The sequence below is a fragment of the Herbiconiux sp. 11R-BC genome (genome assembly GCF_049472555.1).
Classification (GTDB): domain Bacteria; phylum Actinomycetota; class Actinomycetes; order Actinomycetales; family Microbacteriaceae; genus Herbiconiux.
The window spans coordinates 712,008-726,534 of the sequence record NZ_JBCEBO010000001.1 but is presented as its reverse complement, the minus strand read 5'-3'; the positions used below and the strand labels follow the sequence as shown (position 1 = coordinate 726,534).

The following is a 14,527-nucleotide window of genomic DNA, read 5'->3' as shown; positions in this document are numbered from 1 at the left end:
TGCTCATGCGAGGATCAGGCCCGCGGCGGAGCGGAACCCAGGGGAGGCGGTGACGTCGCCCCGGTCGTCGACGAGGAGCACATCCACGTCGAAGCGGTCGAGCAGGTCGTCGCAGCGCTCCGGGCCGCCGGCCAGGAGCGCCGTCGCGAGCACGTCGGCGGTGACGATGTCGTCGGCGATGACCGAGACCTGCCGGTATGAGCGGCTGTCGGCCGCCGCTGCGGGCCTGCGCCAGACGTGCTCCCCGCGCTCGGCGGTGCCGGAGGTGGCCAGCGCCCGCCGTGCGCCGTCGAGCGCGACGGTGCAGAGCAGGGTTCCCCGCGCATCCGGGTCGACGATCCCGAGTCGCCACGGCATGCCGTCGACCGCGCCCCGCACGAGGATGTCGCCGCCGGCGTTGAGCATCCACGACGGTGCACCGCCGGCATCCAGGATGCGGCCGGCCGCCGCGATGGCGTCGGCCTTGACGAGGCCGGAGAGATCGAGCACGCCATCCGGGCGATGCGGGGTGAAGGCGCCCGCGGTGCTGTGGGACCACGTCATCGCCGCGGCGTAGGTGTCGCGCAGGATGCTGCCGGCGTGGTGCAGAGCGAGCTCGCCCCGGGCGACCCGGCTGAGCTCCGAGTCGTCGCGGTAGAGGCTGAACCGGCGGTCGAAGCCGGCGAAGGCCTCCTCGACCTCGCGCAGCACCTCGCCGCTCGGCGCGGGGCCGGCGGAGCGGATGCTCACGGTGGTGCCCATGGTGTCGAAGACGTGGGTCGGCACGGTCAGAGTCCTGCCTGGTCCAGGGCCGACTGCAGCGAGGTCAGGTACGCCTCGCTCGTGTAGGTGGCGCCGGAGACGCCCTGCACCTTCGCCGACTGGGCGGCGAGCACTTCCTGACGGAGCACCGGGGCGGCGCGGTTGCTGATCGACACCGAGCGGGAGTCCTGGTCGGTGAGCTGCAGCGCCGTGACGTCGGTGATGGTGCCGTTGCTGACGGTGATCTGCACCTGCACGTTGCCGTAGCGGGTGCTCGTGGAGGTTCCGGTGAACGTGCCCGAGGCGCCGGTCGCCGCGGGAGCCGCTGGGGCGGTGGTGGCCGCCGCCGAGCCGGAGTCGGTCGCCGTCGAGCTCGACGAGCCGCTGCCGGATGCGGCCGACGGGGTCGGGGTTGGCGTCGCCGTCGCCGTCGTTCCGGATTTCGTGCCCGTTCCGCTCGTCGCCGGCGCCGCGGCCGGCGCGGACGCGGCCGTGCTGGCCGACTGCTGCCCCTGGCTGCCGATCTGCCAGCCGACCGCGAGCACGGCGGTCGAGGACAGGACGCCGAGGACGACGGCGCGCGCCCTCACCAGTCGAACCTCTCGACGTGGATCTGCGACTCGGGCATGCCCGCGGCGCGGGCGTCCCGGATCACCAGATCGGTCCACGACTGCGGCCCGCAGACGTACAGATCGGAGCGCAGCAGCTCGGGCAGCGCCGAGGAGATCGTCACTCCCCGGGCGAGCGCCTCGGCCGACATCCAGGTGGCGAGGCCGGGCGGCCGGGCGCCGAGCATGGTGTACACGACGTTGCCGCGCATGCTGCGGAGCGCGGTGATCTCGTTCCACAGGTAGCTCTGGTCGGGGTCGGTGCCCCGGAGGATGACCGTGGCCTCGCCGGGGCGCAGTTGCGAGTGCTCGAGCAGCGACCGGATCGGCGTGATGCCGATGCCCGCCGCGATGACCGCGAGCTTCGGAGCGACCCGGTGCGCATCGGTGAAGACGCCGTACGGGCCCTCGATCGACACCCGGGTGCCGGGTCGCACCCGGCCGATCGCGGCACTGCCCCGGCCGAGATCGCGCACCGTGATGCGCGCCATCGTGTCGGTCGGCACCGCGGAGAAGGAGATCGGATGCGCGTGCCACCAGGTCGAGCCCGTCCAGAACCGCCAGATCGCGTACTGGCCGCCGGCCGTCTGCAGGCGGCCCAGCTCGCGGCCCGTGAGGTAGAGCGAGACGACGCCGGGGGCGACCTGCTCGACCCCGGCCACGCGGATGCCGTGCCGCGCGCTCCGGATCATCGGCACCAGGAAGCGGAACACGCCGATCGAGCCGAACGCGAGCACGTACAGGCCGAGCCAGTACACCCGCTGCACGCTGCCTCCGGCGAGCACACCACCGGTACTCAGCTGGTGGGGCACCGCGACCAGCACGGCGAGGTAGCTCAGTAGGTGGATCAGGTGCCAGGCCTCGTAGGAGAAGCGCCGGCGCACGGCGACCACCGAGCTGACGACGACAGCCACCAGCAGCGTGAGCGCGAGGTAGCCGAGCAGCAGGTCCTTGCTCTGAAGGAACCCGATCGTCTCGGCGACGACGTTCGACCCGTCGCTCATCGCGTAGCCGACGGTCAGCAGCACCGCGTGGGCGAGGATCAGGTAGAGGGCCGGCTTGCCGAGCTTCCGGTGGAACGCCATCGCCTTGTCCTGACCGATGACCCGGTCGATCGCGGGGATGCGCGCGGCGAGAACGAGCATCACCAGGATCAGGTCGGTGCCCACGAGCCCGGTCACGATGCCGAGCGCGGTGATCGCCGACGCGGGATCGGTGACCAGGTTCATCCCGCCGTAGGCGAGCCAGAGCGAGACGGCCAGGGCGACCGACAGCCAGACCGCGGCGACCATCAGGTCGGCTGCGCGCATCCGCCGCCGGGACCGGATGCGCCGCTCGCGCGCCACCGTGTCGACGGCGCGGCGAGCGCCCGCTCGGGGGGTGGGGGCTGTTCTCATCGTCATTCTCTGCTCGATTCGGGAGGAGTCGGGTCGATGGTTCCCACGATCCCCTCTCTTTCTTCCAGCATTCTTAGACCGGCGACGGGGAACGCTTAGGCTCACCAACGTTGCCGTGTCGGGCAGGCGCGTGTTTGAGTGTGCGCATGTCGACCGAGCTGCCCGGCGAGAGCCCCCAACCCCGATCCCACCCCGATGAGCCGCACCGCGGGGGGATCGCCCAGCGCCTGAACTGGCTGCGCGCGGGAGTCCTCGGGGCGAACGACGGCATCGTGTCCGTCGCCGCGATCGTGGTGGGCGTCGCCGGCGCGACGAGCGACTCCGGGCCCATCCTCACCGCCGGGATCGCCGGGCTCGTGGGTGGCGCGATCTCGATGGCCCTCGGCGAGTACGTCTCGGTCAGCAGCCAGAGCGACAGCGAGCGCGCCCTGATCGCGAAGGAGCGCCAGGAGCTGCGCGACATGCCCGAGGAGGAACTCGACGAGCTCACCGACCTCTACCGTGCCCGCGGGCTCAGCGAGGAGACCGCCCGGCAGGTCGCTGTGGAGCTGACCGCGCACGACGCCCTCTCGGCCCACCTCTCCGCCGAGCTCAACATCGACCAGGACGACGTCGTGAGCCCGTGGCACGCGGCGGCGGCGTCCGCGGCGGCGTTCACGATCGGGGCGATCCTCCCGCTGCTCGCGATCCTGCTCCCGCCGCCGGAGCTGCGCATCCCGGTCACCTTCGTGGCGGTGCTCCTCGCTCTCGCCATCACCGGAGGCGTGTCGGCCAGGATCGGCGGCAGCTCGCGCTCCCGGGCGGTCCTGCGCGTGGTCATCGGCGGCGCGCTCGCGCTCGCCGCCACTTACGGGGTGGGTGCGCTGCTCGGCGCGTCCGGGGTGGTCTGACGCGGCGCGAGGGCCGCGCCCTGAGGGCCGCCTCTGCGCGGGCCCTATCCTGAGCACGTGGCTGATGAGTGGACCCGGCGTGTGATCCTCGTGGAGGATCAGCCGCTCGTGCGCATGCTCGTCGCCGACACCCTCCGCCGCTCCGGGTTCGACGTCTCCGAGCACGCCGACGCGCACTCCGCCCTCGAGGCGGCCGACGGCTTCGACCCCGATGTGCTGGTGGCCGACATCGACCTCGGCAGCCGCCCCGACGGCATCGAGCTGGCGGTCATCCTCCGCTCGCGCCTGCCGCACCTGGGGGTGATGTTCCTCACCAACTTCCCGCGCGCCGCCTCCGCTCCCCGGCGGGCGGCCGTTCCGGGGGCGCAGTTCGTGTCGAAGGACGCGCTGGACTCCCCGCAGCACCTGGTCGAGCGGGTGGATGCCGCCACCCGGGCCGACCCGGCTGGGGCGGTCGGTGAACCGCTGGGCGCGCTGGCGTCGCTCAGTCGCGGGCAGCTCGAGGTGCTCGCGGCGCTCGCCGAGGGCTGTTCGAACGAGGAGATCGCCCGGCGCACGGGCCGCACGCTGCGGGCGGTGGAGCGGATGCTCGTGCGCACCTTCGATCGACTGGGCCTGAGCCATCGGCCCGAACTGAACCCGCGGGTGGTCGCGGTGAACCTCTACACCCGCGCGTTCGGGCATCCCGTGCGCCGATGAGACCGCTTGCCGGGCGCTGGGCGCGCGCCGCCGGGAGCGGGCACTTCTTCACCCGGTGGTCGTGGCTGCTGACCCTGCCGTTCGCGGTCACGCTGCTGGGCGGCTACGACGAGGCCCGCTCGGGGCAGGAGCGTCTCGCCGGCGTCGGGATCGCCCTCGCGGTGCACCTCGTGCTGGGGGCATTCGGGGTGCTCGCCGCCGCGGCCGAGCGGGGCGTGGCATCGGCCGGCTCGCGCCGGGCGGTCGTGGTGATCGCCCTCGCGGCCATCGCCATCGGCCGGCCGCTCCTGCTCTCCGCGTCGGCGCAGGCGCTCGGGCTCGAGCTGTTCACCGGTCCGCTCGCGGCGCGCGTGGCCACCAACCTGATCGTGGACACCGCCGCGCTCTCGCTCGTGGCGATGATGACCATCACCGTGCGCACGCACCGCGACGTCACGGGGCGCCTCCGTCTCGTGCTCGACGCCCTGGAGGTGCAGCGGGCTCACGACGTCGACGACGTGGCCGTGCTGTCGGGGCGCGTCTTGGAGAACGCCCGCGGTACGCTCCTCGCCGCGCTGCCGAGGGCCGCTGCGGGCCCGCTCGACCCGGAGCGGGCCGCGCTGCTCCTGCAGCGCTTCGCCCAGGAGGTCGTGCGCCCGCTCAGTCATCGGCTGTTCGATGATCGCCCCGCAGTCGGCGACCCCGACCCCGCCACCGCTGCCGGCACCCACCGCCCCGCGGCCGGTGACCCCGACCCCGCCACCGCTGCCGGCGGGCACCGCCCCGCGGCCGGTGACCCAGACCCCGCCACCGCTGCCGGCGCCCGATACCCCACCGTCGGCGGCGACGGGCGGCTCCTCGCGTCTCGGGAGTCGCGGACCACGCCGCCGCCGCGCACCCGGCCGCGCGCTCAGACCCGGACGCCACTCGCGCCCAGGTATCCCTTTCCGGCGCCCATCGACCGGGGCGCCCCGGTGTGGATCACGGTGGTGGCCTACGCCCTGCTCTGGGTGCCGTACCTCGTGGCGCACGCCTCGGCGGCCGCCGCTGCGACGGCCGTGCTCGCCGTGGTCGTGGTGGGAGCGTGCGGCAACCGGCTGGTCGCGGGTCGGGTCGCCCGGGCGGCGTCCAGTGCGGCGGCTCGCGCGACGGCCTCCGGTGCGGCGGTTCGCGAGGCGGCATCCGGTGGGGCGGCTCGCGCGGCGGCGTCCGGCGCGGCGGTTCGCGAGGCGGCATCCGGTGGGGTGGTTCGCGCGACGGCCTCCCGGCCAGCATCCGGCGCGGCGGCTCCGGTGGCAGCCTCGGTGGCAGCCCGCCCCGACGCCGGGACCCTCGCTCCGGCGGCAGCCCGTCCGGTGGCCGGCACCCTCGCTCCGGCCAGCACCCTCACTCCGGCCGCCGCCCTCCGTCCGGCCCCTGCCCTCCGTCCGGCCCCCGCCCTCGCCCCGGTGGCCACCCTCGCCTTGCAGTACGCCGTCGTCGGGGCGGTGATCGGGGCCGTCGCGGCGCTCTCGCCGGCCTTGTGGGGAGTGCCGCTCACCGCATCCGGTCTCGGCACCGCGGTTCTGCTGGGCGTCGTGGTGTACCCGGTCTTCGCCGTGCTGGTCGCCGGCGTCGGGGCGGGCTTCCGTCGGCTCGCGGCCGTCGAGGCGCAGCTGGCCGCCGCAGTCGACGAGGCCGCCGTGCTCGCCGCCTCGAGCCACAACAGCGCGACGATCGCCCGGCGCCGGGTGGCCCACCTGCTGCACAGCGAGGTGCAGGCCGAATGCGTGGCGGCGGCGCGCGAGCTGCGCGGCAGCCCGGTGGTCACCGAGGCGCAGTGGATGGCGGCGCTCGAACGTATCGAAGCGGCTCTCGCCCTTCCGCGTGCGGAGCCGACCGGCGCCGGCGCGCAGCAGACCGTCGAGACGATCGTCGGCGCCTGGCGGTTCGGTCTCGAGATCTCCCTGAGTGCAGACCCGGCGGCGTGGACCAGGCTCGACGCGGATGCCGCGCGGCTCGAGCTCGCCGTCGACACCATCGCGGAGGGCCTCACCAACACGATCCGGCACGGCTCCGAACCCCGTGCGCGGATCACGCTCGCCGCGGCCTCCCCGGGCCCGGGTGTCGTGGTCGACGTGGTGTCCGAGGGGCGGATCGTCGCCCGTGCCGGCCACGACGGCTACGGCCTGGCACAGCTCGGCGGGCGTGCCCGGCAGCTCACGCTGACGCAGGCGGGCTCGGCGGTGAGGCTGCGGGTCGAGCTCGCCTGAGCGGCGGTGTCGTGATACCCGAACATCCCGGATGCGCCTCGCGCGGGGGCCCGTAGCGTCGCGTCGGCGCACGCGGACGCGGTCGCCTCTCCCGACGGAAGGTTCGCTCCATGGAGCATCTCGAACAGCTGATCCCCATTGCCGCCGGAATCATGATCAGCCCGCTTCCGATCGCGGCGATCATCGCCATCCTGCTCTCCCCGCGGGCGAAGGCGAACGGCTTCGCCTACGTCGGCGCCTTCCTCCTCGTCTGCTTCGCCTTCACCCTGGTCGCGGCGCTCACCACGAAGGGTGCGGGCTCCGGCGGTTCGGGCGGCGACGAGGTGATCGTGCTGGTCCTCGGCATCCTGCTCACGCTCGGCTTCCTGGTGCTCGCCGTGGTGAGCTGGGTGACGCGGCCGAAGGGCGGCGCGGAGGCCACGATGCCGAGCTGGCTGGCGGCCGTCGACAGCCTCAGCGCGGCCAAGGCGTTCGGGCTCGGAGTGGTGATGGCCGTCACGAACGCCAAGAACATCCCGCTGGAGCTGAAAGCCGGCGCCCTGATCGGAGCCTCCGACCTCGCCCTTCCCGCCGCCGTCGGATTCGCGGCCCTGTTCGCGCTCGCCGCGTCGCTCGGCATCCTGCTCCCGACCCTCCTCGCCTCCACCGGCTCCCACGCCGTCACCCGCGCGCTGACCGCTCTGAAGGCGGAGCTGATCGCCCACAACGCGATCATCATGACCGTGCTGTTCGCCATCCTCGCGGCGGTGCAGCTCTCGCACGTCGTCGCAGCGCTCGCCAAGTAGCGACCCCGAATCGAAGGAGCACCGCCATGACCGAACTCACCCCCACCGCATCCGCCGTCCCCGCGGACCGCCTCGTGGTCCGCACCTCCGCCGGTCTCGTCCAGGGCGGCGAGAGCGACGGCGCCCTGTTCTGGAAGGGCCTGCGCTACGCCGAGGCGCCGGTCGGCCTCCTCCGCTGGCGGGCGCCGGTTCCCGTCGAGCCCTGGACGGGCGTCGTGGCGGCGACCGACTACGGGCCCGCCGCGCCGCAGATCAGCAACCCGGCCATCCCGCTCGGCCCTGACGTCGTGAAGGACGAGGACTGCCTGAGCCTCAACATCTGGCGTTCGGCGGCGAGCACCCGGCCGCTGCCCGTGATGGTCTGGATCCACGGCGGCGCCTACACCTTCGGTTCGTCGCGCCAGCCCCTCTTCGACGGCACCGCGTTCGTGTCGACGGGCGAGGTCGTCATCGTGACCGTCAACTATCGCATCGGCGCCCTCGGCTTCCTCGACCTCAGCTCGGTGGCCACCGAGGAGCAGCCGTTCGACTCGAACCTCGCGCTCCGCGACGTGCTCCTCGCCCTGGAATGGGTGCAGCAGAACATCGCCGCGTTCGGGGGCGACCCGGAGCGGGTGACCGTGTTCGGCGAATCCGCGGGCGGCGGTCTCATCACCACGCTCCTGACCGTGCCGAGCGCGGAGGGCCTCTTCCACCAGGCGATCGCCGAGAGCTCGCCCGTGTCATCCGTCTACGACTCGGTGCGCTCGGCGAAGGTCGCCCAGCGGATGCTCGATCAGCTCGGCGTGGCCGCCGGCGACCTCGCGCGACTGCGTGATCTCCCCGCGGTCGACATCGTGGCGGCCGGCATGGCCGTCTACGCGGCCGTCCCCTCCGAGGAGCCCGGAACGCTGGCCTTCGCGCCGGTGGTCGACGGCGAGCTGGTGCCGGAGCATCCGATCACCGTGCTGAGCGAGGGCCGCGGCCTGCCCGTGCCGCTCGTGATCGGCACCAACAAGGACGAAGCGGCGCTGTTCAAGTTCATGAAGTCGCCGCTGATGCCGATCGATGAGCAGAGCATCACCGAGATGCTCACCGAGATCGCCCGGGAGAACTCCGAGCTCGAGATGCCGACGCGCGACGAGATCCTCACGGCCTATACCGGTCTGCGCACCCACGCCATCGGGCTCGGCGTCGCCCGCGACGTCGGATTCCGGATGCCGACACTCTGGTCGGCCGAGGGTCACGCCACGGTGGCCCCGGTCTGGCTGTACCGCTTCGACCAGGCGACGCCGATGCTCCGGCTCGTCGGCGTCGGGGCGACGCACGCGACGGAGCTGCCCTACGTGTGGGGCAACCTCGACACCGACCCGAAGGACATCACCTTCAAGCTCGGTGGCCGCAAGACCGGCCGAGCGGTGTCGGAGCGGCTGCAGGCACGCTGGCGGGCCTTTGCGACCACCGGGTCTCCGCAGGGCGCGGCGGGCGACGTGGAGTGGGAGACGTTCCAGCCCGCGGGGGCCCGGAGCACCCTCGTCATCGACCGTCACGACGCGCTCGTGCCCGATCTCGACGGCGAGCTCCGCGCCGCGTGGGGAGACGCGGTGCTCACCTTCTCGTGAGGCGCACGGCCTCGCCCGGCCGGAGCGTCTAGGGTGTGGCCGTGAGCTTCGCGCTGCTGACCTTGGTCGTGCTGATCGGATTGCTCGGGCCGCTCCTCGCCGCCCCGGCGTCCTGGCGTGTGCCCGTCGTGGTCGGCGAGCTGCTGGGCGGCGTGCTGATCGGCACGACGGGACTGCGTCTCGTCGACCCGACGGCCGACGACTTCCAGCTGCTCGCCACCATCGGCTTCGGCTTGACGATGGTGATCGCCGGCTCGCACGTGCCCGTTCGCGACAAGGCGGTGCGGGCGGCGCTCGTGCAGGGAGCGTTCGGTGCCGCGGTGGTCGGGGTCGCCGCCGCCGTCATCGGCACGGTGATCGCCGTGTCGTTCGGAACGGGGCACGCCGTGCTCTACGCCGTGGTGATCGCCTCCTCCTCGGCGGCGCTCGTGCTGCCCATGCTGCAGTCCGTGGGGATCGGGCACGCCTCCGGAACGGTCATCCGCCTGGTCGCGCAGATCGCGATCGCGGATGTCGCCTGCATCGTGGCGTTGCCGCTCGTCATCGCGCCGGCGCAGGCGCTGTGGCCGGCCGTGGGAGCGGTGGTGATCGCCGTGCTCGCGGTGGCCCTCGCCTTCGTGCTGCGCTGGGCAGGCAGGAGAACGGATGCGCGTGCGCGCTTCCACGCGTACTCGGAGCGCCGCCGCTTCGCCCTGGAACTGCGCGTCAGCCTGCTCGTGCTGTTCGCGTTCGCGGCCGTCGCGCAGTTCGCGAGCCTGTCGATCATGCTCGCCGGCTTCGCCCTCGGCCTGGTGCTGGCGTCGGTGGGGGAGCCCCGGCGGCTGGCCCGTCAGCTGTTCGGGCTCACGGAGGGGTTCTTCGGGCCCTTGTTCTTCGTCTGGCTCGGGGCGTCGCTGGATTTCCGCACGGTGCTGGCGCATCCGCAGATGATCCTGCTCGGGGTCGCGCTGGGGCTCGGGGCGGCGCTGGCCCATCTCGCCGCGCGCCTGACCGGGCTGCCCGTGGTGCAGTCGTTCGCCGCCGCCGGACAGCTGGGGGTTCCCGTGGCCGCGGTCACGCTGGGTCTGCAGACGGGCATCCTCGCTCCCGGGGAGGACGGGGCGCTGATCGTCGGTGCCGCGATCACGATCGCGCTGGCGGCCTGGGCGACCGGCGCGATCGGGAGGCGTGGCATCCTGGAGGCCACCCGATCGTCTCGGTGAGGTGCGGCCGTGGCTGGATCACCTGAATCGCCCGTCTTGCCCACCTCGGTGCGCGACGCCATCGCGGTGTGCGACGCTCATCGCCGGTCTGGCGCGGGTGCTTCCGGTTCGGCCGTAGCGCCCGGAAAGACGCGCAGCGCGCGGTCGACCACTCGATGCAGCGCGGCGCGCGTCGCGCCGCTGGCGGCCTGCACCGCGATGCCGGTGGAGACCGTGCTGACGTACCGGGCCAGGTCGGCCGGATCCTCGCCGACGGGCAGGTCGCCTTCCTCGACGGCGCGGGCGAAGCGCTCGGCGAAGCGCTGCTCGCCGTCGGCCCGCCGGCCGGCCAGGTACTTCACGATCGGATCGTCATTCGGTGCGGCAGACAGGCCGCCCTGGATGGACAGGCATCCGGGCGGCTTCCCCGGCGTCGTGACGGCGTCGACGTTGTCGCGAAGGTAGCGGCTCACCACCTCGAACGCGGTCGGAGCCGAGAGTGCCCGATCGGCGTAGGCCATGTCGATCTCGGCGTAGCGGTCGACGGCGAGCTTGAAGGTCTGCTCCTTGTTGCCGAACGCCGCGTAGAGACTCGGGCGGTTGATGCCCATCGCCGCCGTCAGATCGCTCAGGCTCGTGCCCTCGTAGCCCTGCCGCCAGAAGACCTCGATCGCCTGATCGAGGGCCTGCTCGAGGTCGAAGCCACGTGGTCGCCCGCGGGTCGCCGTCATCTCGGCCTCCTTCGCCTCCATTTTAGTATCGACTCGGACAGAATCCGGCGACCCGGCGACCCGGCAACCGGACCGGATCTGCGCTCAGGCGAGCGTGAGCACGAGCTTGTCGTGGGTCTCGCCGGATGCCAGTCGGCGATGCGCCTCGGCCGCGTCTGCGACGGGGAGGGCCTGGTGCGCCTTGAGCCGCAGAGTGCCGTCGGCCAGCATCGGCATGGTCACGGCCAGGGCGTCGGGCGCGCGGTCGGGACCCGGATTCGACATCAGGGCTCCCGAGGCCGCGGCACCGGGGTGATCCGCCAGCGTGACCACGCGCGCGGGGTCTCCGGTCGCGGCGACCGCCTCGGTCAGCCCTCCGTGCCCGGCGACGTCGAGCACGGCGTCGACCCGATCGGTCAGCTCGGCCACCCGCTCGAACACGCCGTCGCCGTAGGGCACGAACTCGGCACCCAGCTCGTGGATGAGCCGCTCGTCGCGCGGGGAGGCCGCACCGATCACGCGCGCACCCCAGGAACGAGCGAGCTGCACTGCGATGACCCCGACCGATCCCGCGGCGCCGAGCACGACGATCGTGTCGCCATCGGCGACCCGCACCTCGCGGAGGGTGCCGAGGGCCGCCTCCGCCGACGCGGGCAGTGCCGCGGCCGCCTCCCAGCTCACCCCCTCGGGCTTGCCGAACCACACCGGAGCCGAGACGAGTTCGCCGTATCCGCCCTGCCGCGGCAGGTAGACGGCGACCGGGTCGCCGACGGCGACGCCCTGCACACCGGCGCCGAGCTCCTCGACCACGCCGGCGGCCTCGAAGCCCAGCACAGAGCCGGGGCCCTGGGGGAACACCGTCGCCAGGTGCCCCGCCCGGATGTTCAGATCGGTCGGTCCGACCCCCGCGGCCTTCACCCGAACGAGCACCTCGCCGGGCTCCGCGCGCGGGGTGGCCACCTCCTGCCAGCGCAGCACCTCGGGGCCGCCGAATTCCGTGAGAACGATCGCGTAGGACATGACTGTTGTCTCCTTCTCTTCTTGCGTGGTCAGATCTGGCTCGCGCCGCCGTCGATGTAGAACTCGGAGCCCGTCACATACGAGCTTCGCGCGCTTCCGAGGAAAAGCACCGCATCGGCGATCTCCTCCGGCGTGCCGAGCCGCTTCATCGGCACTCCGGCGGCGAGTCCGCCGAGCAGCGCCTCTGCCTGCTCGGGCTCGGCGGCGAGGCCGCTGAGCCCCGGAGTGGCGATGGGCCCCGGCGCGACCGCGTTCACCCGGATGCCTCGCCCGACGAGTTCGGCCGCCCAGCTTCGCGCGAAGCTGCGGATCGCTGCCTTCGAGGCCGCGTAGACGCTGAAGGCGGGGCTGCCCTTCACGTCGATGTTCGAGCTCGTCAGCACGATCGACGCGCCGGCATTGAGCACCGGAAGTGCCTTCTGCACCGTGAACACGGTTCCGCCCACGTTGGTCTCGAAGGTGTCGGTGAAGTGCTTCCAGGTGATCTCCTCGAGGGCGGCGAACTCCCCGCCGCCCGCGTTGGCGAACAGCACGTCGAGGCCCTGTCCGCGTCGGGCGATGGCGGCGAACACCGGGTCGAGCTCGTCGAGCACCGCGACGTCGGCGCGCACGGCGGTCACCGCCTCCCCGAATTCGGCGGAGACTGCCGCGAGCCTCTCCGCGTTCCGACCCGTCACGAAGACATGGGCCCCTTCGTCGGTGAACCGGCGCACCACCGCCAGCCCGATCCCTGATGTACCACCCGTGACCAGTGCCGTCTTACCTGCGAGTTCGTTCATGATGTTCTCTTCGACCTTTCTGTATCGACTGGTACAGAAGATAGATCCACTTCTCGCCGATGTCAAATTTACGTACCAATCGATACATAAATGGAGATCGCGGCGGATGCGCAGGAGGAAACGATCCGACCGCGATATCGTCGTCGAGTCCGTGATCGATCGAAGGCGAGAGAGAACACCGTGAACGCAGCGAACACCACTGCACCTGCCCCTGCGGGCGTGCCACCCGAGATCGCTCGATCCTGGCTCCTCGTCTCGGCCAACCGCACCGAGGAGTTCGATCAGGCGCAGCGCTCCCGGGCCGACCAGATCGTGCTCGACCTCGAAGACGCCATCGACCCGGCGCTGAAGTCCACCGCCCGTGAGGGCGTGGTCTCCTGGCTCTCGAACGGCGGGAGCGGCTGGGTGCGCATCAACGACCGCGCGAGCGACTTCTGGAGCGACGACGTCGACCAGCTCAAGGGCCTGCCGGGCCTTCGCGGCGTGATGCTCGCGAAGACCGAGGATGCCGCCCACGTCACCGAGACCTTCGACCGCCTCGGCGGCACCACCCCCGTGCTGGTGCTGATCGAGTCGGCCCTCGGCATCGAGGAATGCGTGTCGATCGCCCGCGCCCGCGGGGCGTTCCGCCTGGCGTTCGGCAGCGGCGACTACCGCCGCGACACCGGCACGAGCGCCGAGGACATCGCGATGGCCTACCCGCGCTCGCGCCTGGTGGTGGCGAGCCGTGTCGGCAACCTCCCGGGCCCCATCGACGGCCCCACGGTGTCGTCGAGCCATCCGGTGCTCCGCGAGCAGTCGGCCGTGGCGGTGGCGCTCGGCCTCACCGGCAAGCTCTGCCTCGACGTCGAGCAGCTGCCGGTCATCAACGAGGTCATCAGCCCCACCCAGTCGGATGTCACGTGGGCGCGCGACTTCCTCGACGACTTCGAGGCGCGGGGCCGGGTCATCCGCGACGGCAGCGACCTGCCGCGCCTCGGCCGAGCCGAGAAGATCGACAAGCTGGCCCGCGCCTTCGGCGTCGTGCCGCTGCCCTCGCACAACGCGCGCTAGGGCCGCCCCGGAAGGAGATCCGCGAACTGCCGCAGTCGCGGGGAACCGTGATCGATGACGGATGCGCTTCCAATGGCCGGCGGGTCCGCTTAGTCACGCGACGATCCGTGCGCAGACGCGACAAATCGTCACATTCTAACTACCCTGGTACTCATGTCGTCGCTAACGGTGATCAGTGCAAGTTCGAGTGGTACATTATTCGGTACCACTCGAGGAGGAAACGTGTCCGCCATCACCGCGACCGAAGCTCGGAAAGCCCTGTTCGGGCTCATCCAGCGGGTCAATGACGACCACACGGCGGTCGAGGTGGTCTCGAAGCATGGCAACGCGGTGATCATGTCGAAAGACGACTACGACGCGCTGACCGAGACGGCACACCTCCTGCGCAACCCCGCCAACGCCGAGCGGCTGCTCGAGTCGATCGAACGGGCCCGCCGCGGCGAGTTCGAACACCACGATCTTCTCGACGCTTGACTCGGACGGTCGCCTTCGATTCGAACGGGTGGGAGGACTACCTCCACTGGCAGACGCAGGATCGCAAGACGCTCAAGCGCATCAACTTGCTCATCGTCGACGCGCTGCGCGACCCGTTCAGCGGAACCGGCAAGCCCGAGCCGCTCAAGCACGTGCTCAGCGGCGCTTGGTCGCGCCGAATCGACGAGGTCAACCGCCTCGTCTATCTCGTGACGGATGATCACATCGTCATCCTGCAGGCCCGCGACCACTACTGACGCTCGAGCTCGCAGCTTCCACCGAGCGCCCAGGACCGGCGCGTGCGGAATCGTTAACGGAGGCGTACGTTCGATCGCGCCGCCGACGAAGCCCACGCATC

Annotated in this window: 15 protein-coding genes; 9 read left to right on the top strand and 6 right to left on the bottom strand. The window is 72.0% G+C overall.

Features of this window, described 5'->3' with window-relative positions:
• Positions 1-3: 3 nt before the first annotated feature.
• Genes VD659_RS03240 through VD659_RS03230 form a run of 3 tightly spaced genes read right to left on the bottom strand, consistent with a single transcriptional unit; the run spans position 4 to position 2,746 of the window.
• The gene (locus VD659_RS03240) at positions 4-765 is read right to left on the bottom strand and encodes an FAD:protein FMN transferase (RefSeq protein WP_423259693.1); all 762 of its coding nucleotides are present in this window, start codon (positions 763-765) and stop codon (positions 4-6) included.
• A gap of 2 nt (positions 766-767) precedes the next feature.
• A complete protein-coding gene (locus VD659_RS03235; RefSeq protein ID WP_423259692.1) occupies positions 768-1,331 on the bottom strand; it encodes an FMN-binding protein in 564 nt (187 codons plus the stop codon).
• Positions 1,328-2,746 (bottom strand): ferredoxin reductase family protein, encoded by a 1,419-nt coding sequence (locus tag VD659_RS03230; RefSeq protein ID WP_423259691.1) that lies wholly within the window; start codon positions 2,744-2,746, stop codon positions 1,328-1,330. The genes VD659_RS03235 and VD659_RS03230 overlap by 4 nt, the downstream gene beginning before the upstream one ends.
• 146 nt (positions 2,747-2,892) lie before the next feature.
• Between VD659_RS03230 and VD659_RS03225 the strand changes: the two genes are divergently transcribed.
• From VD659_RS03225 to VD659_RS03200, 6 genes are all read left to right on the top strand, one after another.
• Positions 2,893-3,636 (top strand): VIT1/CCC1 transporter family protein, encoded by a 744-nt coding sequence (locus VD659_RS03225; RefSeq protein WP_423259690.1) that lies wholly within the window; start codon positions 2,893-2,895, stop codon positions 3,634-3,636.
• A 57-nt stretch (positions 3,637-3,693) separates the two neighbouring features.
• Positions 3,694-4,335, top strand: a complete 642-nt coding sequence (locus VD659_RS03220) for a response regulator (RefSeq protein WP_423259689.1) — start codon at positions 3,694-3,696, stop codon at positions 4,333-4,335.
• The gene (locus VD659_RS03215) at positions 4,332-6,566 is read left to right on the top strand and encodes a hypothetical protein (RefSeq protein ID WP_423259688.1); all 2,235 of its coding nucleotides are present in this window, start codon (positions 4,332-4,334) and stop codon (positions 6,564-6,566) included. The genes VD659_RS03220 and VD659_RS03215 overlap by 4 nt, the downstream gene beginning before the upstream one ends.
• A gap of 110 nt (positions 6,567-6,676) precedes the next feature.
• Positions 6,677-7,351 carry a GAP family protein gene (locus VD659_RS03210; protein ID WP_423259687.1) on the top strand — a complete coding sequence of 225 codons (675 nt, stop codon included), beginning with the start codon at positions 6,677-6,679 and terminating at the stop codon, positions 7,349-7,351.
• Between the two features lie 26 nt (positions 7,352-7,377).
• A complete protein-coding gene (locus tag VD659_RS03205; RefSeq protein ID WP_423259686.1) occupies positions 7,378-8,952 on the top strand; it encodes a carboxylesterase/lipase family protein in 1,575 nt (524 codons plus the stop codon).
• A gap of 41 nt (positions 8,953-8,993) precedes the next feature.
• The gene (locus VD659_RS03200; protein WP_423259685.1) at positions 8,994-10,154 is read left to right on the top strand and encodes a cation:proton antiporter; all 1,161 of its coding nucleotides are present in this window, start codon (positions 8,994-8,996) and stop codon (positions 10,152-10,154) included.
• Positions 10,155-10,231: 77 nt separating this feature from the next.
• On the opposite strand, the gene VD659_RS03195 is transcribed toward VD659_RS03200, so the two are convergent.
• From VD659_RS03195 to VD659_RS03185, 3 genes are all read right to left on the bottom strand, one after another.
• Positions 10,232-10,864, bottom strand: a complete 633-nt coding sequence (locus tag VD659_RS03195) for a TetR/AcrR family transcriptional regulator (protein ID WP_423259684.1) — start codon at positions 10,862-10,864, stop codon at positions 10,232-10,234.
• Between the two features lie 84 nt (positions 10,865-10,948).
• Positions 10,949-11,863: a quinone oxidoreductase family protein gene (locus VD659_RS03190; RefSeq protein WP_423259683.1), complete on the bottom strand. Its 915-nt coding sequence runs from the start codon at positions 11,861-11,863 to the stop codon at positions 10,949-10,951.
• A 29-nt stretch (positions 11,864-11,892) separates the two neighbouring features.
• Positions 11,893-12,642, bottom strand: coding sequence for an SDR family oxidoreductase (locus VD659_RS03185; protein ID WP_423259682.1), 750 nt, complete (start codon positions 12,640-12,642; stop codon positions 11,893-11,895).
• A gap of 180 nt (positions 12,643-12,822) precedes the next feature.
• Here VD659_RS03185 and VD659_RS03180 point away from each other — a divergent pair, with 180 nt between their 5' ends.
• The 3 genes from VD659_RS03180 to VD659_RS03170 all read left to right on the top strand — a co-directional run bounded on the left by VD659_RS03180 (position 12,823) and on the right by VD659_RS03170 (position 14,426).
• On the top strand, positions 12,823-13,695 hold the full coding sequence (locus tag VD659_RS03180) for an HpcH/HpaI aldolase/citrate lyase family protein (RefSeq protein ID WP_423259681.1): 873 nt from the start codon (positions 12,823-12,825) through the stop codon (positions 13,693-13,695).
• A 222-nt stretch (positions 13,696-13,917) separates the two neighbouring features.
• A complete protein-coding gene (locus tag VD659_RS03175) occupies positions 13,918-14,169 on the top strand; it encodes a type II toxin-antitoxin system Phd/YefM family antitoxin (RefSeq protein ID WP_423259680.1) in 252 nt (83 codons plus the stop codon).
• Complete coding sequence (locus VD659_RS03170; RefSeq protein ID WP_423259679.1) at positions 14,166-14,426, top strand: Txe/YoeB family addiction module toxin; 261 nt, start codon at positions 14,166-14,168, stop codon at positions 14,424-14,426. The genes VD659_RS03175 and VD659_RS03170 overlap by 4 nt, the downstream gene beginning before the upstream one ends.
• The last annotated feature ends 101 nt before the right edge of the window (positions 14,427-14,527 follow it).